Source organism: Aeromonas sp. ANP5 (genome assembly GCF_963870295.1).
GTDB lineage: Bacteria > Pseudomonadota > Gammaproteobacteria > Enterobacterales > Aeromonadaceae > Aeromonas > Aeromonas veronii.
In genome coordinates, this window is the sequence record NZ_CAWMRY010000037.1 from 1 (window position 1) to 18,428 (window position 18,428).

The 18,428-nt window shown below is 61.3% G+C and carries 14 protein-coding genes and 2 tRNA genes; 7 read left to right on the forward strand and 9 right to left on the reverse strand.

Annotated features, from left to right (window positions below):
* Positions 1-38: 38 nt before the first annotated feature.
* Positions 39-115, reverse strand: a tRNA-Met gene (locus AACT07_RS18030).
* 94 nt (positions 116-209) lie between these two features.
* Positions 210-286, reverse strand: a tRNA-Met gene (locus tag AACT07_RS18035).
* A gap of 196 nt (positions 287-482) precedes the next feature.
* On the opposite strand from AACT07_RS18035, the gene glgX reads away from it, so the two are divergent.
* The gene (glgX, locus tag AACT07_RS18040; RefSeq protein ID WP_069529300.1) at positions 483-2,546 is read left to right on the forward strand and encodes a glycogen debranching protein GlgX; all 2,064 of its coding nucleotides are present in this window, start codon (positions 483-485) and stop codon (positions 2,544-2,546) included.
* A gap of 108 nt (positions 2,547-2,654) precedes the next feature.
* Here the strand turns inward: glgX and AACT07_RS18045 are convergent, their stop codons facing one another.
* From AACT07_RS18045 to AACT07_RS18055, 3 genes are all read right to left on the reverse strand, one after another.
* Entirely contained in the window at positions 2,655-3,374 is a 720-nt protein-coding gene (locus AACT07_RS18045) for a hypothetical protein (RefSeq protein ID WP_069529302.1), read from the reverse strand.
* Between the two features lie 184 nt (positions 3,375-3,558).
* Complete coding sequence (locus AACT07_RS18050) at positions 3,559-5,196, reverse strand: ATP-dependent endonuclease (RefSeq protein ID WP_005333463.1); 1,638 nt, start codon at positions 5,194-5,196, stop codon at positions 3,559-3,561.
* A 262-nt stretch (positions 5,197-5,458) separates the two neighbouring features.
* Positions 5,459-6,346, reverse strand: coding sequence for a helix-turn-helix domain-containing protein (locus AACT07_RS18055; RefSeq protein WP_069529304.1), 888 nt, complete (start codon positions 6,344-6,346; stop codon positions 5,459-5,461).
* Positions 6,347-6,521: 175 nt separating this feature from the next.
* Here AACT07_RS18055 and AACT07_RS18060 point away from each other — a divergent pair, with 175 nt between their 5' ends.
* Together AACT07_RS18060 and AACT07_RS18065 are read left to right on the forward strand one after the other, a co-directional pair.
* Positions 6,522-7,439 carry a DMT family transporter gene (locus AACT07_RS18060; protein WP_069529306.1) on the forward strand — a complete coding sequence of 306 codons (918 nt, stop codon included), beginning with the start codon at positions 6,522-6,524 and terminating at the stop codon, positions 7,437-7,439.
* Between the two features lie 60 nt (positions 7,440-7,499).
* Positions 7,500-8,366 carry a LysR family transcriptional regulator gene (locus tag AACT07_RS18065; protein ID WP_069529308.1) on the forward strand — a complete coding sequence of 289 codons (867 nt, stop codon included), beginning with the start codon at positions 7,500-7,502 and terminating at the stop codon, positions 8,364-8,366.
* A 76-nt stretch (positions 8,367-8,442) separates the two neighbouring features.
* Here AACT07_RS18065 and AACT07_RS18070 read toward each other — a convergent pair whose 3' ends face one another.
* The 4 genes from AACT07_RS18070 to AACT07_RS18085 form a co-directional block, all read right to left on the reverse strand.
* Positions 8,443-9,219 carry a TSUP family transporter gene (locus AACT07_RS18070; RefSeq protein ID WP_005333472.1) on the reverse strand — a complete coding sequence of 259 codons (777 nt, stop codon included), beginning with the start codon at positions 9,217-9,219 and terminating at the stop codon, positions 8,443-8,445.
* Between the two features lie 199 nt (positions 9,220-9,418).
* Positions 9,419-10,174: a tRNA-uridine aminocarboxypropyltransferase gene (locus AACT07_RS18075; protein WP_069529309.1), complete on the reverse strand. Its 756-nt coding sequence runs from the start codon at positions 10,172-10,174 to the stop codon at positions 9,419-9,421.
* Between the two features lie 177 nt (positions 10,175-10,351).
* Positions 10,352-11,563 carry an ROK family protein gene (locus AACT07_RS18080; RefSeq protein ID WP_069529348.1) on the reverse strand — a complete coding sequence of 404 codons (1,212 nt, stop codon included), beginning with the start codon at positions 11,561-11,563 and terminating at the stop codon, positions 10,352-10,354.
* Positions 11,564-11,695: 132 nt separating this feature from the next.
* Positions 11,696-13,363, reverse strand: coding sequence for a methyl-accepting chemotaxis protein (locus AACT07_RS18085; protein WP_069529311.1), 1,668 nt, complete (start codon positions 13,361-13,363; stop codon positions 11,696-11,698).
* Between the two features lie 123 nt (positions 13,364-13,486).
* Here AACT07_RS18085 and AACT07_RS18090 point away from each other — a divergent pair, with 123 nt between their 5' ends.
* The 4 genes from AACT07_RS18090 (at position 13,487) to glpC (ending at position 18,367) form a co-directional block, all read left to right on the forward strand.
* Positions 13,487-13,942 (forward strand): YchJ family protein, encoded by a 456-nt coding sequence (locus AACT07_RS18090; protein WP_083250005.1) that lies wholly within the window; start codon positions 13,487-13,489, stop codon positions 13,940-13,942.
* A 242-nt stretch (positions 13,943-14,184) separates the two neighbouring features.
* On the forward strand, positions 14,185-15,858 hold the full coding sequence (gene glpA, locus AACT07_RS18095; RefSeq protein ID WP_069529314.1) for an anaerobic glycerol-3-phosphate dehydrogenase subunit A: 1,674 nt from the start codon (positions 14,185-14,187) through the stop codon (positions 15,856-15,858).
* Positions 15,848-17,113 carry a glycerol-3-phosphate dehydrogenase subunit GlpB gene (gene glpB, locus AACT07_RS18100; protein WP_069529316.1) on the forward strand — a complete coding sequence of 422 codons (1,266 nt, stop codon included), beginning with the start codon at positions 15,848-15,850 and terminating at the stop codon, positions 17,111-17,113. The genes glpA and glpB overlap by 11 nt, the downstream gene beginning before the upstream one ends.
* Before the next feature lie 51 nt (positions 17,114-17,164).
* Entirely contained in the window at positions 17,165-18,367 is a 1,203-nt protein-coding gene (glpC, locus tag AACT07_RS18105) for an anaerobic glycerol-3-phosphate dehydrogenase subunit GlpC (protein ID WP_069529317.1), read from the forward strand.
* Positions 18,368-18,428 lie beyond the last annotated feature (61 nt).

The following is an 18,428-nucleotide window of genomic DNA, read 5'->3' on the forward strand; positions in this document are numbered from 1 at the left end:
CTTCGATTGTTTACGCAATCGCAGGCTGACGAAAAAGTTGGTTGCGGGGGCCGGATTTGAACCGACGACCTTCGGGTTATGAGCCCGACGAGCTACCGAGCTGCTCCACCCCGCGTCCGAATTTTTCTCGAAGTGGCCGAGCAGTAGCCAGTTCGATTTCTCCTTTTCCACCAACCGGTTACACCGGCTTGACTGGTCAGGATCTCAGATGGTTGCGGGGGCCAGATTTGAACTGACGACCTTCGGGTTATGAGCCCGACGAGCTACCGGGCTGCTCCACCCCGCGTCTGAGGTCGCCAATAATAGGCGCCAGCGCACAGATTGCAAGTAAATATCTCAAAAAAAGTTTATTCGTAGATTAATCGGACAAATAGTGCGGTCATTAGCAGCATCATGCTGTTTTTTCAGGCAATCGAGTCCTTGCCAGGCATCCGGCACTACACTCAATAAGGTGAACACTCCTCATTTTGGGTAGGTAGAATATGCGCATCTCCGCCGGTCACTGCCGTCAGTTGGGGGCCACACCCGACAGTAACGGCGTCAACTTCGCGATCTGGGCACGCCTCGCCAGCCGGGTCGAACTGCTGCTCTTCGCAAGCGCAGACGATGCGACCCCCGAGGTAATCCCCCTCTCCCCGCGCCTCAACCGCACAGCCTACTACTGGCATATCCATGTGGAGGGGATCTCGGTCGGGCAACGTTACGCCTATCGCATTCAGGGCCCGTGGCGCCCATATGGCGGCACCCGCTTCGATGCCGAGAAGGTGTTGCTCGACCCTTACGGCCGCAGCATCGAGCTTGGCGCCAATTACGATCGATGGGCGGCGGCCCGTCCGGGCAGCAATCTGGCTTGTTGCGCCAAGAACAAGGTGGTCGATACTCGCCACTACGACTGGGAAGGAGACAAACTGCCCGCTCACTCCCTCTCCCGCTCGGTGATCTACGAGCTGCATCTGGGGGGCTTTACCAAGTCCCCGAGCTCCGGAGTCGATCCGGCGCTGCGTGGCACCTATCTCGGATTGATTGAGAAGATCCCCTACCTGCAATCTCTCGGCGTCACCGCCGTCGAGCTGCTGCCGGTGTTCCAGTTCGATCCTCAGGATGCGCCCAAAGGACTCTCCAACTACTGGGGTTACAGCCCCATGTCCTTTTTCGCCCCCCACGCCCAATACGCCCGCGGCGATGATCCATTGACCGAATTTCGCGACATGGTCAAGGCGCTGCACAAGGCCAATATCGAGGTGATCCTGGACGTGGTTTACAACCACACTGCCGAAGGGGGTGATGATGGCCCCACCTTCTCGTTTCGCGGCATCGACAACGAGGCCTACTACATCCTCGACAACAACCAGAAGGACACCAACTATTCGGGCTGCGGCAACACCTTCAACGGCGCTCATCCGGTGGTGCTGCGGATGATCATGGACAGCCTCCACTTCTGGCGTCAGGAGATGCACGTCGATGGCTTTCGGTTTGATCTGGCCGCCATTCTGTCGCGGGATGAATCGGGTCAGCCGCAGGCCAATGCGCCTACCCTGCGCACTATAGATACCGACCCCAACATCGCCGACATCAAGCTGATCGCCGAAGCCTGGGACGCGGGGGGGCTCTATCAGGTGGGGTCACTGGCCGGCGCCCGCTGGCGTGAGTGGAACGGCCAGTTTCGGGATGATGTGCGCCGCTTCCTGCGCGGGGATGACAACAGCGTCACCGCCTTTGTCGAGCGGCTGTGCGGCAGTCCCGACATCTACCACTATCACCACGCCGATCCCGAGAAGAGCATCAACTTCGTTACCTGCCACGACGGTTTTACCCTGTGGGACTGGGCCAGTTACAACAGCAAGCACAACGAGGCCAACGGGGAGGAGAACCGTGACGGTTGCGATCACAACTTCAGCTGGAACCACGGCCATGAAGGGGTAACGGAAGATCCCCAGATCAACGCCCTGCGGATGCGCCAGGCCAAAAACATGATGGTAGCGACCCTGCTCTCGGTGGGATCCCCCATGCTGCTGATGGGAGACGAGCTGCTGCGCACCCAGCGGGGTAACAACAACGGCTACTGTCAGGACAACGCCACCTGCTGGATGAACTGGCTGCCCAATGCCCGCAGTCAGGAGATGTTCCGCTTTATGAAGGAGCTGATCCAATACCGCAAACACCTGTTCCAGCGCCCGGAGCAGGAGAGCATGCCGCTGTCGCTCACCGAGATCCTGCGCCACAGCGAGATCTGCTGGCACGGGGTCAACGCCGGGCAACCGGATTTCAGCCCCCACTCCCACGCCATCGCCATGTCGGCGCTGTCGAGCGAAACCAAGCTGGCGCTCTATGTGCTGTTCAACGCCTACTGGGAGCCCCTCACCTTCAACCTGCCGAGCCCGCCCAAGGGGGTCGGCGGCTACTGGCGGCGGATCCTCGATACCGCCCTCCCCGCGCCGCAAGATATCTGCACCTTCGGCATGCCGCTGGAGGGATTGACCCGCGAATATCTGGCCCAGCCGCGCAGCAGTTGCCTCTTTATCTGCGGGGCCGACGACTTCTATTGATCGATAGCAGCTGCTTGATTGCTGCTAATGGATTGCTGCGATTCCTGCAAGCCAGATATGCAAAAGCCCCGAGTGTTGGCTCGGGGCTTTCTCTTTTCAGCGCCAGTGTCAGATCAGCTGGTGCAACACGCTGGTTGCGGCGATCTGGGCGATCAGCAGGCCACAAAGCGAAGTGGAGACCACCACAGGCGCGGTATCACGCTGTAGATAGAGCGGGCTGAACCAGAGCAGCAGAGAGGCCACCAGCAGCGCAGCCTGGGTCACCACCGCCGGGATCAAGGCATCGAGATTGGCCTCGCCCCCTTGCCAGCCCACCAGCACTGCCAGCCAGACAAGGCTGGCCATCGCCCCCACCAGACCTGCCAGTGGCAACAGGGTGTTGAATGCCTTGAGACGATGACGGGCCCGCAGCAGCATCAGGTGAGCAAAGGCCGCCCCCAACATCGCCATCTGCAGCAGACCACTCACCCAGCCCTGCAGTTGCAACAGCCCTAAGCCATAGACAGCGAGCGGCAACGCCGGTAGCCAGAGCAGCGTCGAGGGGACTGAGCGCTTGCCCTCCAGCCGTGACTGGGCCAACGACAAGCCAACCCCGAGCACCAGTGCGGCCCCACCACTCCAGATGAGCCAACTGGCCGCCTTGGCTTCCACCGCCAGCATCAGAGAGAGGGCAGTAATGACCCAGATGGAGAAGAGCTGCTGACTGATGCGCGAGCGCTGGCCAGGGCAGATATCACCGCGCCACAGCACGATGCCGAGGGCGATCAGGGCGCCAAGCGCCATCAATCCGGTGAGAGGAAAGAGCCAAAAAGGGAGTTGGACGAACACGACGCCTCCAGCAGTAAAGATTCGAGGTGCGCCACCGGGGCGCCAGAGAGGGGCGAGTATACCCAAACCGGCGGCTATCCCCAATCGCGACAAACAATCGTGGGCAATTTGCTGCCAGCAGAGCCCACCTTGAGGGGCGCCCTGCTGGCAACCATATCCATAGTGACGGGATGCAGCGCTGGCTTTAGCCCTGACCGCGGGCCAGCGCCACCACCCGGGCAAACATCTGGCGGATCACCGGCGGAATATGTTCGGCGCCGAGCCGCTCCGCCTCTTCCACCACCGCCAGCGCCATTCCCGGCTTGCTACGGTGATGGATCGCCTTGTTGATGATGTGACTGGCACTCCACATGGCGCGCCCGCCCACCCCGGCCTCACGGCGAAACACAGCTTCAAAACCGTTGTGATAGAGGTAGTGCTCAATGTCTGCGGCAGGGAGCTGGGTCAGTCGGTCCCGCTCCCGCTCTCCCTTGAGCTGGCCCCGGGCCGAGGTGGCATACTTGAGCCCCGCCTCGTCGCCATCGGTCAGCAGGTGCCACTCGATGCCAAAATCCCGCGCCACCTTGATCAGCGGCGACTGGCCGCACTGGGCAAACTCGATGATCCGCACCCCCTCGGCCCGCAGACTGTAACCGCAGATCTGGGCCAGCTCGGAGAGCAGCCAGATCTCGGTCTCCCCCTCCACCAGCAGCCAGCAACGGGCAAACAGCGACATGGGGCGGTTGATCCGCACATGGAAGGCGATCTTGCGCAGATCGTCGCTGCTGTAGCGCTCGCCTCCCAGTTGGTGACAGAGGATATCCTGCTGCCGACGCACCAGCCGCCGCACCTGATTGAGCGGCAGGGAAGAGAGCAGATCTCCCGAGTTGGTGGTGAGCAGCTTCTGGCCCGGCAGTTGTTCCAGCAGCCCCCACGCCAGCGCCAGCATGGTCGGGTGCAGCCGGCTCTCCGGGTCCTCCAGGATCATGATGGGACGGGCCCCCTCCTCCAGCTCCCGGTTGCCGCGCGCCTGCAGCAGGGTCGCCGCCATCCCCGCCATCGCCAGTTGCAGCGCGCGGTTGTCGGCGCGGCGCAGCAGGGTATGCAGGTTGCCCGGATTGCGCAGGGTCATGGGGCGATTGATGATATCGCGCTGACTGCGTGGCTTGTTCTTGATAGGGGCCAGGGCGTTGAAGTAGTGATCCATCAGCTGGCGCACCGCCTGCAACGCCTCTTTGAGCTCTGGTTCGCCGATCCGCTGGGGTTCGTCGATCAGCTTGTCTGCCAGCTCGCTCAGGCGATGCTCGGAGAGATCTCCCCACTGCAATGTTTCCACCCCGTTGCGAGCGGTACGGGCGTCCCGCAGCCGGAACACCGGGTTCATGGTGATCAGCATGCAGACCAGCTCGTGGGTGTTGGCGATGGGCAGGCTCTTGCCTACCCCGTCGAGAAAGTCGTGAATGGTGAGCACAGAGCCATCCGCCTGCAGCTCGGCGCTGGCGCGATAGTGAATGCGGTGGAATTTGTCCTTGTGCAGCACCCAGGAGGGGCAAAGACGGGCCAGCCGACGGGAGTGCTGACACATCTGGGGTCTGTGCTCACTGAAGGTGAGCACCAGTTGCAGGTGGCGCGCCGGGGCCAATTCGGGATCTTCCGGTTGGTGAAAATCCTCGGCGGTGAACTGATAGGGCTCGGCATCCTGCCCCAGCAGACACCAGAGGGCGCGCAGCAGGCTTGATTTGCCCCAGGTATTTTCACCAATCAGCACCGTTGTCTGATCGAGCCCGAGCGACAGGCGATTTATACCGCGAAAACCTTTGACTTCAATACGTTCCAGAAACATCCAGCCATGTCCACATCATTGTGATGGGGCAATAGTGGCAAAGTTACCGGAAAAATCCTATCGCAGGCGGGGCTTTTTCAACGTGAACTGTGAGGCACTGCAGGTTCGGGAGGGGTAACAACAGCGGTGCGATCTTGCGGGGCATTCCAGTGGCTGAACCAGAGATGACGGGTACGGATTTGACGTTTGCGATAATTCAATGGGCATTCCTTTCAATGGATAAGTGGTAGAGAGTACACCTCTTTTGCCCAAAGTCTCAGGGTTATCTGTGACGAGAAGATGACAATTGCGCCCGCCACTGCCCCGGCGTCAAACCAAACGCCTCGCGAAAACGATTGCCAAAATGGGCCTGGGAAGAGAAGCCACACTGACTGGCGATGCTGGCCAGCGGCTCGGGGCCAGCCAACAGCTGTTTGGCCCGTTTGAGCCGCAGCCCAAGCAGATAACGATGGGGCGGGCAGCCGAGACTCTGGCCGAACATGCGGGCAAAGTGATACTCGCTCAGCCCCGCCTGCTGGGCCAGCTCTGCCAGCGTGACCGAATCGGCCAGATGGGCCTGCAGATACTCCTGCACCCGTTTGATCACCACGGGCGCCAGCCCGCCGCGTAGAGGCGGCAGACCGGGCAGACCGGGAGCCTCCTCGGTGTGGTGGCGGTAGGCGTGGAGGATCAACATCCAGGCGCCGTGGGAAAGTGCCAGCCGATCGACCCCGTGCTGCCACTGCAGTTGCATCAACTGTCGCTGCACCAGTCCGGCCGCCTGCGGATCGTCGATAAAGGTCTTGTCCACCAGTTGCAGGTGACGCCCCTCCTTGTCACACACCTCCTCGGCGATACGGGTGAGGTGAGCCGGGGTGAAGTAGAGATGAAAGAAGCGAAACTCTTCACGCACCAGCCACTCGGATCTGTGGTGATCCGGCATGATACACACCTTGCCGGTGCCACCGTGGCCACCCGGCCCATCGAGTCGCTCGGTCTGCTCGCCCCCTTGCAGATAGACGCTCAGGGTGTGGTGGCCCGGCTTGTGATAGCGGGTCTGGTCATAGCAGTTGCGCCAACTGGCTACCCCGAGCCCGGGTTCGAGCCAGCAGGCGTCCTCCAGCCTGGCACCGGTGCTGACCAGTGCATCAAATACCCCTGCTGTTTTCATTCGCCCCTGCCACCTGTTCCGGTTATTTGCGCGGCTCTCCCGCCTGCCATCCATCTTACCGACCGCGCCCGCAGATGACAGCGCAGGACGATGAAAAACCGCAAGATGGTGCAATCCAGCAATCAGGGCTCGCCCCATAGTGGGTCATCTCTCTCCCTGACTCACCGGAACTGTGATGAACCTGATGCTCTATCTTGCCACCGTGCTTATCTGGGGCAGCACCTGGATTGCTATCGCCTGGCAACTTGGCCCCATCCCCATCGAGGTGTCGGTGCTCTACCGCTTCCTGCTGGCAGCGGTTGCGCTGTTTGCCCTGCTCACCGCCAGCGGCCGCTTTCCGCGCCTGCCGTGGCATGGCCAGCGCTATGCGGCGCTGCTCGGTGCCCTGCTCTTTTCCACCAACTTTCTCTGCTTCTACCACGCCACACGCTATATCCCGAGCGGCATGTCGGCGGTGATCTTCGCCAGTGCCAGCATCTTCAACGGCCTCAACCTCTGGCTGTTCGAGAACAAGCGCCCCACCCTGCGCTGGTTGCAAGGCTCCTTGCTGGGACTCTTTGGCACCCTGTTACTGTTCTGGCCGGTGCTGGCAGATGCGCAACTGGGTGCAAACGGCTGGAAGGGGCTGCTGCTCGCCTGCGGCGGCACCCTCTGCTTTTCGCTGGGCAATCTGGTCTCGGCACGAGGCCAACGCCACGGCTACCACGTACTGCAACTGGTGCCCTGGGGCATGGTTTACGGCGTGGTGCTGTTGCTGGGCTGGGTCATATTGCTCGGGCAGCAACTGGTGGTGCCGACCGATGGCCACTATCTGGCGGCCATGGTCTATCTCGCCCTGTTTGGCTCGGTAATCGCTTTTACCGCCTACCTGACCCTGGTGGGGCGCATCGGTGCCAGCAAGGCCTCCTACGCGACCGTGCTCTTTCCGCTGGTGGCGCTTACCCTCTCCACCTTCTACGAAGGTTTTGTCTGGCAGCCTGTCTCGGTGGCCGGAGTGGTGGTGAGCCTCATCGGCAATCTGGTGATCTTCGCGCCGCCCTTAAGCGAGTGGCGCATTCCACCAGCCAAGGCAGCAAACGACCCTTGCTCCTGAGCCAGTCAGCCCCTAAGGTAGCGCCATTCGATAGGTATGATGGCGACACGAGAGGGCGAGATGTTACTGGAAGGGCTGGAGACGCTGAGCCTGCTGGCGAGTGAAGGGACCATGGCCAAGGTGGCCAGTCGCCTCTATATCAGCCAGTCGGCGGTAAGCAAGCGGATTGCCCAGCTGGAGCTGCGCCTTGGCAAGAAGCTGATCGAGCCGGAGGGGCGCCAGATCCGCCTCACCCCGCAGGCGCAGGAGCTGCTGGAACGAGTGGCCCCGAGCTTGGCCGAAATGAAGGGGGTGCTGGCCGATAGTCAGGATCTGGCGGATCAGAGCCCCCTCCCCATCGCCTGCTCCGAAACCCTGCTGGCCGGTTATCTCGCCCACTTCATGCGCGACTATCTGGAGCGCGATCCCCACCTTGCCCTCTCCACCCACCACACGCCGGTCATTCTGGCGCGGGTGCGCAGCGGTGATGCCCTGCTCGGCATCTGCGCCGGTCGGCTACCACCCGGCCATGGCCTCGGCGCCGATCTGCTGCTTGAGGAGCCCTTCTATCTGGTGGGTGAAACGCAGCAGAGCCTGCCACCAGCCAGCGCAGAAAGCAGGCGCAAGATCCTCACCATGGATCTGGAGAACCCCTCCAACCGCTACCTGCGCGAACCGCTGGCAGATATGGGATTGGAGCCCGCCATGGAGCTCGACTCCTATCTTGCGCTCATCGAACTCGCCAAGGCAGGCATTGGCCCTGTGCTGCTCCCCGCTGGCCTGCTGGGGCTGGTGGGAGAACAGGGGAAGATGGCGCGCCCACTGCCCGGACTGGGCCGCCCCCTTCATCTAGTCTACCGGCCAAACAGCCTAAAGCGAGAGCGGATCGCCAGGCTGGTGAGCGCCTTGCACCAACACTTTCGCCACTGCAGCGACACGCCGCGCTAGCCGTGTAAACCCGCCAGATGTGACAACGGGGCCCAAGGGCCCCGTAAACATCAAATTGTCACACACTCGCCGCGGCTCAGATCCAGGCAAACAGCTCGGGATACTGGCTCCACACCAGCTTGGCAGACATCAGCAAGGAGACTGTCACCAGCAGCGGCTTGATCAGTTTCACCCCTTTTTTCAGCACCATTTTGGAGCCAAAGCGGGCGCCGATAAACTGCCCCAGCGCCATGCAAAAACCGACACTCCACACCACCTTGCCACCGAGAGCAAAGAACAGCAGAGAAGCGATATTCGAGGTGAAGTTGAGCAGCTTGGTATGGGCGGTGGCGCGCGCCATGCCAAAACCCGCCAGCGCCACGAAACCGATGGCAAAAAACGAACCTGTGCCCGGCCCGAAAAACCCGTCATAAAAGCCGACACCGCCCCCCACCAGCAGCGCAAACAGCATGGGAGTCAGACGGCGGGAGCTCTCGGCATCGCTTACCCGCGGCGAGAAGTAGAAGTAGCAGGCAAAGGCCATCAGCAGGAAAGGGAGCAGGCGCTCGAGAATGGCGGCGTCTATGGTCTGCACCGCCAGCGTGCCGATAGCCGCACCGATAAAGGTGCAGATCACCGCAGGCCAGATCATGGCCCACTCCAGCAGCCCCTTGCGGGCATAGAACCAGGTGGCAGAGAAGGAGCCAAAACTGCTCTGCAGCTTGTTGGTGCCAAGCACCAGCGCGGGGGGCATGCCGGTGGCCAGCAGAGCAGGCACCGTCAACAGGCCGCCGCCACCAGCGATGGCATCGATAAAGCCGGCGACAAGCGCCACACCGAACAGGGCAAACAGGGTAACCAGTTCCAATTCCATCCATAGACCTCACGAGAGTGGGTTGCCCGAAGGGTCGAGCAACCAGAGAACACCAAAACGACGTTGTGCGGGGGGCTGCACAGGCTGTCCGCTATCCTAACGGGCCACTGACCATGAATCTAACGAAACAGTGGCAGCCAATTGATTCCTGATTTTCATTAATTTGAGCTGTCAGGCCCCTGCCCCCTCAGAGGGCCAGTTAGCCAGCCGGTGAAGCGACGTTCGCTTCCTTGATGGCTGCCAGCGCCTCACAGAGATGATCCTCATCGGCACCGGGGAAACGGCTGACCCGACCGGCCATGTAGCGGCTGCTGAACAAGTTGAACCAGTGCTGCAGTGCCTGCCCCGCCTTGAGCTCTCCCGCCACTTCCAGCACGCAGGCCGCCACTTCGGCGGTACAGAGGTGCTCGTCGCAGTTAGCGACCCGCATACCGTAGGTGGAGAGCGTATCGGGTTTGATGGCGAGCACCGGAAAACCGTCCAGATAGGGGCTCTTGTTGAACATCTTGCGCGCCTCAGGCCAGGTGCCGTCGAGCAGGATAAAGAGCGGTTTTTTCCCCGGTGCCAGCGTCACCTCACCGGTCAGGCGGGCAGGCGCCTTCTCGCAAGCGGGAAAGACTACATAGGGCTGCCAGGCGGGATCGGCCAGCAGGGCCAGCAGCTCGGGATGGGGCTGGGTGCGAGACCAGAGAAAGGCCCAGGTGGTATCCGGCAACACATCGGCGATGAGGCGACCGGTGTTGGAGGGCTTCATCGGCTCGCTATCATACATCAGCAGGCAGAAACCGGCCTCCGCTTTGAGCTCGGGGCGCCACTCGCAGGCACACCAATCCTCGCGCAGCTGACAGGCCGGACAGCGGGCCAGGGTGCCGCCACGGGCAAGAAACGGTCGGGTAGATATACTCTTGCGCCAGGCCCGCAGGCGGTTGACGGCGTGATCAGGAACAGGCTTCATCTAGGTTCACAACTGGAGTCAAAACAGGAACGGCAGCAATACATACCAACATGTCATGGTGCCACAGGGCACGATAACAGGGGGCTGCCGGAAAAGCGCAAGATTGTACCCAGTTACGCGCTGGCGGAACAGCAATCCCTGCCCCTTTCGCCAGATGCAGTGCCAACTCCTCTTGCCTTACGACTCCTGACAGCTGCGCAGCAGCTCCAGCAACAGGCTGCCATCGCGCAGTGCCTTGTGCACCTGCACCGAAGTGGGCTTGGTGGGATCTTCGTAGAAGTGGGTGGATTCAATCTGCAGCCGCACCAGATATTCGGCGGGCAACTGGCTGGCCAGCGACTGGTGCAGCATGGGGAACAGCAGCCGATCGGCACGGGTGATCTCACCCCCGAGCAGCAGCTTGCCCGGATTGAGCAGGCAGATGAGGTTGGAGAGCACCTTGGAGAGGCGACCCGCCGCTTGATGGAGAATATCCTGACAGAGGCCGTTGCCTGCCAGCGCCAGCTCGCACAGCTCGCGGATGGTGACGATCTCGGGCAAGTCGTGCTCCTGCATCCGCTCGCGCAGATCCCGGTATTGCGCCTCCAGCGCCTGATTGGTCACCAGGGTGCAGGCGCAGCCAAAACCGCCGCAGTAGCAGCGCTGGCCATAGGGCTCGAGCTGCAGGTGGCTGAGATCGCCGAGCAGCGCATTCTCGCTCTCGATGAGCTGGCCATTGACCACCATGCCAACCCCGATGTCGTTGTGGACAAACACCAGCACCGCATCGGCGCAATTCTTGGCAGCCCCCCACTCTCGCTCGGCCTGGATCCAGGTGCGCACGTCTCCGCTCACCAGCACAGGTACCGAGAACGCCTGTTGCAGAGTCGGGCCAAGGGGCCAGTTGCGCAGATCGTAAAAGGGGAAGTGCTTGACCATGCCGGAGTGGCGCTCTACCTGACCTGGCAGACAGAGGGCTATACAGGCCAGACTGAGGGACTTTCTCGGCAAAAACACCTTGATGGCATGCACCAGACTGCCCAGCAGATCGGCGCGCTCCTCCTCGGTAAAGAGGTGGCGCTGGCGAGCCAGCGAGCGACCGGAGAAGTCAAACAGCGCCATATCCACGTAACCACGGCCAAGACGCATGGAGAGAAACTGGAAGCGGCGCTCGTTAATGCGCAGCAAGGTCTGACGACGGCCGCGCCCCACCGAACTTTCACCACAGGTAACCACCAGCCCCCCATCGAGCAGTTCCCGGGTGATCTTGGTGATACTGGCTGGCGAGAGACCGGTCAGGCGGGAGAGATCGGTGCGCGACAGCTCCTTGTGCTCTTCCAGGCTGGCATAGACCAGGCCGTAGTTGAGCTGCCGGATCAAATCGATACTACCTTTCACGATCTCATTCATAGGGTATGGGGCAAAGGCTGAAAAAAAGAGGCTGGCAATTTTCACACATTATTGGTCAATCCCCAAATAAAGTGCGGCCTGAACCGGGGGTCAGGCCGCATCTTGTGGTTGCCGTCACGGACCATTGCAAGATCAATAACGGAATTGCGAGACCAGTTTGCGCAATTTGTCACCGGTATTGGCCAGATCGCGGGTGGTGCTGTTGGATTCCACCGCCGCGCTGGTCAGCTCGCTGACAATCTGCTGAATGGCCACCAGGTTCTTGTTGATCTCCTCCGATACCGCGTGTTGCTCCTCGGCGGCGGTGGCGATCTGGATGTTCATGTCGTTGATGGTACTGACCGCCATCACCATGCTGTCGAGGGAGCTGGCGATATGGCTCGCCTCCTGCACCGTCTCCTGGCTGCGATCCTCGCTCGCCTGCATCACCTCCACCGCCTGCTTCACCCCGCCCTGCAGACGTTGCAGCATCTCGTTGATCTCCTTGGTGCTTTGTTGGGTACGACCGGCCAGCGAACGCACCTCGTCCGCCACCACCGCAAAGCCGCGTCCCTGCTCACCGGCACGGGCCGCCTCGATGGCAGCGTTCAGCGCCAGCAGGTTGGTCTGTTCGGCAATGCCGCGAATGACCTCCACCACCGAGCCGATCTTGGCGGTCTCTTGCGCCAATTGTTCGATAACGCCGGAGGCAGTATGCACCTCCCCCACCAGCCGGTTGATACTGTTGATGGCCCCGCTCACCACACCCCGGGCGGCGTCCGATTCACGGGCCGCATCGCTGGTTGCCGTCGCGGCATTGGAGGCACTGGCCGCCACCTCCTGCGCGGTGGAGCTCATTTCGGTCACCGCTGTGACCACCTGATCGGTCTCGCGACTGTGACCCTGCATCTGATGGTCATAGTGCTCGCTCAGATGGTGCAACTTGTCGACCGCGCTAAAGAGGTGGTTGCTGGTCTCGCCCACCTGACTTACCACCGACTGGATCCGCTCGACAAAGCGGTTGAAAGCGCTGGCCAGCTGGCCAATCTCATCCTGGCTCTGCACCTTGAGGCGCTGGGTCAGATCCCCGTCGCCGTTGGCGATATCGTTCAATGCCAGTACCGCATCCGCCAGCGGCTTGGTGACCCGGTTGCCCACAATAACGGTCGCCGCCAGGGTGATACCGAGGATCAGCAGGATCACCAGCACACTGCTCTGCAACGAGGCATGCATGTTGCTCTCGCGCTCTGCCCGCAAGGCTGCAAGTTCGTTGTCGATATCATCGATATAAAAACCGGTGCCAATGGCCCACTGGTATTTGTCCAGCACCAGAGTAAAGGCCAGTTTAGGTGCATCGCGACCGATGGAGGGCTTGGCCGTCCAGTATTCGGTAAATCCATCCCCCTGACGGGCCGACTTGAGGATCTCCTGGATCAGCAACTTGCCCTTGGCATCCTTGTCGTTCCAGCGGTTTTTCCCCTCCAGCTCGGTACGCACCGGCAACAGTATGGTGTTGCCCTCGAAGTCATAGACAAAGAAGTAGCCATCACTGCTGTAACGCAGCGGTCTGAGCAACTCTTTGACCTTTTGACGATTTTCCGGAGAATCCGGCAGAGAATACACGGCATCGACGGCGGTTTTGGCCATCATGATGTAACTGCTGAGCAGCGCTTTACGCTCTTTGATGGCATTTTCCCTCGCCACCACCAGATCAGACTCCAGATCGCGCTTGGAGACCATGTAGTTACTGAGATTGACCACCAGGGCCATCAGCAGCACGGGTACTGCACCCAGTAACAGGATTTTCTGCTTTAGCGTCATCTTTCACATCCTTGCAGCTGTTTTTATTGGAATTCCTTGCTTACTCATCAGTATAGGTGCTGGCAGGGCGAGCCCAGCTTTCGTTACAATTCCCTTAAACAAATCGGCCAGAACGTGAAAATCATGAATCTTTGTCCTTGCGGCTCAACCCTTTCTCTCGAATTGTGCTGTGGCTCACATCACAGTGGCGCTGTGGCTGACACCCCGGAACAGCTGATGCGCTCTCGCTACAGCGCTTTTGTGCTCAGTCTGGGGGAGTATCTGGTCCATAGCTGGCACCCGGCCCACCTTGGCGGCCTCACCGCCGAAGAGCTTTCACGCATCGACACCCGTTGGGATGGTCTCGAGATCATCGCCAGCCAGGGCGGCCCGGAGGATGAAACCGGGATGGTGGAGTTCAAAGCCTGGTTTCTGGAGGGGGATGAGCGTCACTGCCTCCATGAGCGTTCCCGCTTCGTGCGTTATCAGGGACGCTGGGTCTACACCGAGGGAGAGCAGGATCCGGCCCCCCTCAAAACCGGCCGCAACGATCCCTGTCCCTGTGGCAGCGGCAAAAAGCACAAGAAGTGCTGCGGCTGACCCATAACACACCCACCAGACTCGTCAAACAGTGACAAGGGGCATCCGATGCCCCTTTTTTGTGTCTGCCATTCGCCACCAGCCCATTAACCGATGCGATGACAAGCGTGACAAATGTCACATAATGCTCATTAATGCGCGAGCAAATGAGCGTTTGCGAGCGCAAATTTGGCCCATATCAAACATTTTCACTCAGAAGTAGGCCACACTGGCCTCATCTGGAAGAGATGAGACGGGCAACAATGAAAAGAATAACTACACAAGTCGTCATCATAGGCGGCGGTGCCACAGGGGCCGGCATCATGCGCGATTGCGCACTGCGCGGCATCGACTGCATCCTGCTCGAGCGCGATGATATCGCCGCCGGCACCACCGGCCGCAACCACGGCCTGCTCCACTCCGGTGCCCGCTACGCGGTGACGGATCAGGAGTCCGCCCGCGAATGCATCCAGGAAAACCGCATCCTCAAGCGGATCGCCAGCCACTGTGTCGAGGACACGGGCGGCCTCTTCCTCACCCTGCCGGAAGATGACATCAATTTCCAAACCACCTTTATGGATGCCTGCGCCCTGGCCGGTATCGAAACCCGCCAGCTCGATCCCGGTGAAGCCTTGCGGCTCGAGCCCAACGCCAACCCGGCGATGATCGGCGCCATCCATGTACCGGATGGTACGGTCGACCCGTTCCGCCTCGCCGCAGCCAATGTGCTGGACGCCAAAGAGCATGGCGCCCGCATTTTCACCCACTGCAAGGTACTGGGACTCTTGCGCACACAAGATCGGGTGCACGGGGTCAAGGCCATCAACACCCGCACCGGCGAAGCGTTCGAGGTGGAGTGTCAGGAAGTGATCAACGCCGCCGGCATCTGGGGCCAGCAAATTTGCGAATATGCCGATCTCGGCATCCGCATGTTCCCGGCCAAGGGCTCCCTGCTCATCATGGATTACCGCATCAACCAGCTGGTGCTCAACCGCGCCCGCAAACCGGCGGATGCGGACATTCTGGTGCCGGGCGATACCATCTCCCTCATCGGCACCACCTCCAGTCGCATCGATTACAACAAGATTGACCAGCTCACCGTCGAGCCCGAAGAGGTTGAGGTGCTGCTGCGCGAGGGGATCAAGCTTGCCCCCATCATGGCGCGCACCCGTCTGCTGCGCGCCTACGCCGGGGTGCGCCCGCTGGTAGCGGTGGACGGTGACGACACCGGCCGCAACATCAGTCGCGGCATCGTGCTGCTCGATCACGCCGAGCGCGACGGCCTCAAGGGCTTCAACACCATCACCGGCGGCAAGCTGATGACCTACCGCCTGATGGCGGAGTGGGCCACCGATCTGCTGGCCAAGAAACTCGGCAACAGCAAACCCTGCCAGACCGCCGAACTGAGCCTGCCCGGCTCGCGGGATCCGGAAAAGGTCTCCGCCCCCGGCCTCTCGGTGCCGGTCGAAGGCTCAGCCCAATACCGCCACGGCGAACGGGTCATCGCCTTCTTCCGTGACAATCCCAAGGCCAATGCCCTCATCTGCGAGTGCGAAATGGTCACCGCGGGTGAAATCGAATACGCCCTGCGCGAGCTGGATGTGGACAACCTCATCGACCTGCGCCGCCGCACCCGCCTCGGCATGGGCCCCTGCCAAGGCGAGCTGTGCGCCTATCGCGCCGCTGGCCTGATGCAGGAGTATGGCAAGGCTGACGGTCGTCAGGCCTGTGTCATGCTGCGCCAGTTCCTGGAAGAGCGCTACAAGGGGACCCGCCCGGTGCTGTGGGGCGATGCCCTGCGCGAGGCCGAGTTCACCTACTGGATCTACGAAGGGCTGTTTGGCCTGGGGGAATGGACGGCGCCACAGCTGGTCGCCGATACCCCACGCGACCCAACCAGCGAGACCACTCACAAGGAGAGCCGTCATGAAGTTTGACAATATCGTTATCGGCGGTGGCATGGCGGGACTCTCGGCTGCCCTGCGGCTGGTGGAGGCAGGCCAGAAGACCCTGCTGATGGCCTCCGGCCAGAGTGCCCTGCACTTCTCCTCCGGCTCGGTCGACCTACTCGAAAGCGAGGGGGATCCCCGCGCAGCCCTGCCTGCCTTTATGGCAGCCCATCCGGATCACCCCTACAGCAAGGTGGGGATGCAAAGTATCGAAGCGAGTCTGGCCGATCTGCAGCGCCACTGCGCCGAGCAGGGATTGCCGCTGATTCGCCACGACACCAATCACCAGCGCCTGACTCCCATCGGTACCCTCAAGCGCACCTGGCTCTCCCCCGATACCTGTGCCTGCGTCACCGATGCGCCGATCCCGGACGTGCTGCTGCTGGCCACCCTCGAGGGCTTTCGCGACTTTCATCCGGCACTGGCGGCCGCCAATCTGGCGACCCATCCGCGCTTTGCCCACTGCCGCATTCTGACCGGCGAAATCCGCCTGCCCCAGCTGGCCGAATTCAGCCGCAACCCCCACGAGTTTCGCTCAGCCGACATCGCGCGCCTGTGTGACAAACACCATCTGGTAGCGGACCTGGCCCACGAGATCAGCCGCATGGTGCAGGAGAGCGGCGTACCCGGCTGCCGCCATATCGTGCTGCCCGCCTGTCTTTCGCTGGGGCTGGTAGGCCCGCGTCTGGCGGAGCTGGAGCAGCGCACCGGCTGCACCATCAAGGAGGTGGCCACCATGCCGCCGTCTCTGATCGGAATGAGAATGCAGGAGGCGCTCAAGCGCCGCTTTATGGCCCTTGGTGGCACCTTCCTCACCAGTGAGCGGGTGCTGGGCGCCCGTTACGAAGGTGACCGGGTAGTCGGCGTACATACCCAGAATGGCGATGATCAGCTGTTCGAGGCGGACAACTTCGTGCTTGCCTCCGGCAGCTTCTTCAGCCGTGGGCTGGAATCCCGTCTGCGTGGCATTCGCGAACCCATCTTCGATGCCGATGTGTTGAGTCTGGAGGAGCGTGATGCCTGGGCCGGTCGTCGCCTGTTTGACCATCACCCCTTCATGGGCTTCGGGGTCAAGACCGACGACAAACTCAGAGTGCTGCGTGGCGGCAAGCCGCTCACCAACCTCTATGGCGCGGGCAGTGTCTTGGCCCATTACGACCCAATTCGTGAAGGTTCCGGCTCCGGCGTTGCCGTTGCCACCGGCTGGCAGGCTGCCGGCCATATTCTGGGCGCCGCCCAATGATGATTTTGTCCCATATCCCGTGCCTTCACACCCTACGGGAGGAGAACTGACATGCTACTGGATCATGCCAATCAAACTTTCGATCAGTGCATCAAATGCACCGTCTGTACCGCATACTGCCCGGTGGCCAAGGCCAACCCCGCCTACCCCGGCCCGAAACAGGCGGGCCCGGATGGGGAGCGGCTGCGGATCAAGAGCCCGGAGCTCTTTGACAGCGCCCTCAAGCACTGCACCAACTGCAAGCGCTGCGAAGTAGCCTGTCCGAGCGGGGTGCGCATCGGCGACATCATCGCCAAGGCCAAACACCAGTACAGCGGCTTTAAGCCGGGGATCCGCGAGTTCGTGCTCTCCCACACCGATCTGATGGGCAGCATGTCTACCCTGATGGCCCCGGTGGTCAACTTCACCACCGGCCTCAAGCCGATGAAGCTGGTGCTGGACAAGGCGCTGGGGGTCTCCTCCCACCGCGACCTGCCCAAATACTCCCAGGGCACTTTCCGCGGCTGGTACAAAAAGCAGAAGGCGACCCAGGCCAGTTATAAGCGCCAGATCGCCTACTTCCACGGCTGCTATGTCAACTACAACCACCCGCAGCTTGGCAAGGAGCTGGTGCAGGTGCTCAACGCCATGAACATCGGTGTCCAGCTGCTGGAGCGGGAGAAGTGCTGTGGCGTACCGCTCATTGCCAACGGCTTCATGGACAAGGCCAAGCAGCAGGCGGCCTTTAATATCAAGCAGATGGAGAACTCCCTGCTGGGTAACGAGATGCCGCTGCTGGCCACCTCCTCCACCTGCGGCTTTACCCTGCGCGATGAATACCCCCACCTGCTGGAGCAGGACAACCACAAGGTACGGGATCGCATCTCGCTGGTGACCCGCTTCCTGTGGAACGAGTTCTACAAGGGCAACAAACCGGCGATGAAGCCGCTCAATCTGCACATCGCCTACCACACCCCCTGCCACATGGAAAAAATGGGGGGCGTCATCTACACCCTCGAATTGCTGCGCGCCATTCCCGGAGTCAAGGTGACGGTGCTGGAGTCCCAGTGCTGTGGTATCGCCGGCACCTACGGCTTCAAGTCGGAGAACTACCAGACCAGCCAGACCATCGGCGAGGGGCTGTTTGATCAAATCAACCGCCTCTCCCCCGACCTGGTGATCACCGACTGCGAGACCTGCAAATGGCAGATCGAGATGAGCACCAGCTTCCGCTGTGAACATCCGATCCACCTGCTGGCCCAGGCGCTCGCCTGAATCCCCGGCCCTTACGGCCGCATAAAAACAATCCACGCAGAGATAAACAAAGAGCCGGCAA

Excerpts from the sequence above, each read along its gene's own strand:
- glpC (WP_069529317.1), top strand. The coding sequence starts at position 17,165 with ATGCTACTGGATCATGCCAATCAAACTTTCGATCAGTGCATCAAATGC.
- AACT07_RS18090 (WP_083250005.1), top strand. The coding sequence starts at position 13,487 with ATGAATCTTTGTCCTTGCGGCTCAACCCTTTCTCTCGAATTGTGCTGT.
- AACT07_RS18075 (WP_069529309.1), bottom strand. The coding sequence starts at position 10,174 with ATGAAGCCTGTTCCTGATCACGCCGTCAACCGCCTGCGGGCCTGGCGC.
- AACT07_RS18055 (WP_069529304.1), bottom strand. The coding sequence starts at position 6,346 with ATGAAAACAGCAGGGGTATTTGATGCACTGGTCAGCACCGGTGCCAGG.
- glgX (WP_069529300.1), top strand. The coding sequence starts at position 483 with ATGCGCATCTCCGCCGGTCACTGCCGTCAGTTGGGGGCCACACCCGAC.
- AACT07_RS18050 (WP_005333463.1), bottom strand. The coding sequence starts at position 5,196 with ATGTTTCTGGAACGTATTGAAGTCAAAGGTTTTCGCGGTATAAATCGC.
- AACT07_RS18065 (WP_069529308.1), top strand. The coding sequence starts at position 7,500 with ATGTTACTGGAAGGGCTGGAGACGCTGAGCCTGCTGGCGAGTGAAGGG.
- glpA (WP_069529314.1), top strand. The coding sequence starts at position 14,185 with ATGAAAAGAATAACTACACAAGTCGTCATCATAGGCGGCGGTGCCACA.
- glpB (WP_069529316.1), top strand. The coding sequence starts at position 15,848 with ATGAAGTTTGACAATATCGTTATCGGCGGTGGCATGGCGGGACTCTCG.
- AACT07_RS18070 (WP_005333472.1), bottom strand. The coding sequence starts at position 9,219 with ATGGAATTGGAACTGGTTACCCTGTTTGCCCTGTTCGGTGTGGCGCTT.
- AACT07_RS18060 (WP_069529306.1), top strand. The coding sequence starts at position 6,522 with ATGAACCTGATGCTCTATCTTGCCACCGTGCTTATCTGGGGCAGCACC.
- AACT07_RS18080 (WP_069529348.1), bottom strand. The coding sequence starts at position 11,563 with ATGAATGAGATCGTGAAAGGTAGTATCGATTTGATCCGGCAGCTCAAC.
- AACT07_RS18085 (WP_069529311.1), bottom strand. The coding sequence starts at position 13,363 with ATGACGCTAAAGCAGAAAATCCTGTTACTGGGTGCAGTACCCGTGCTG.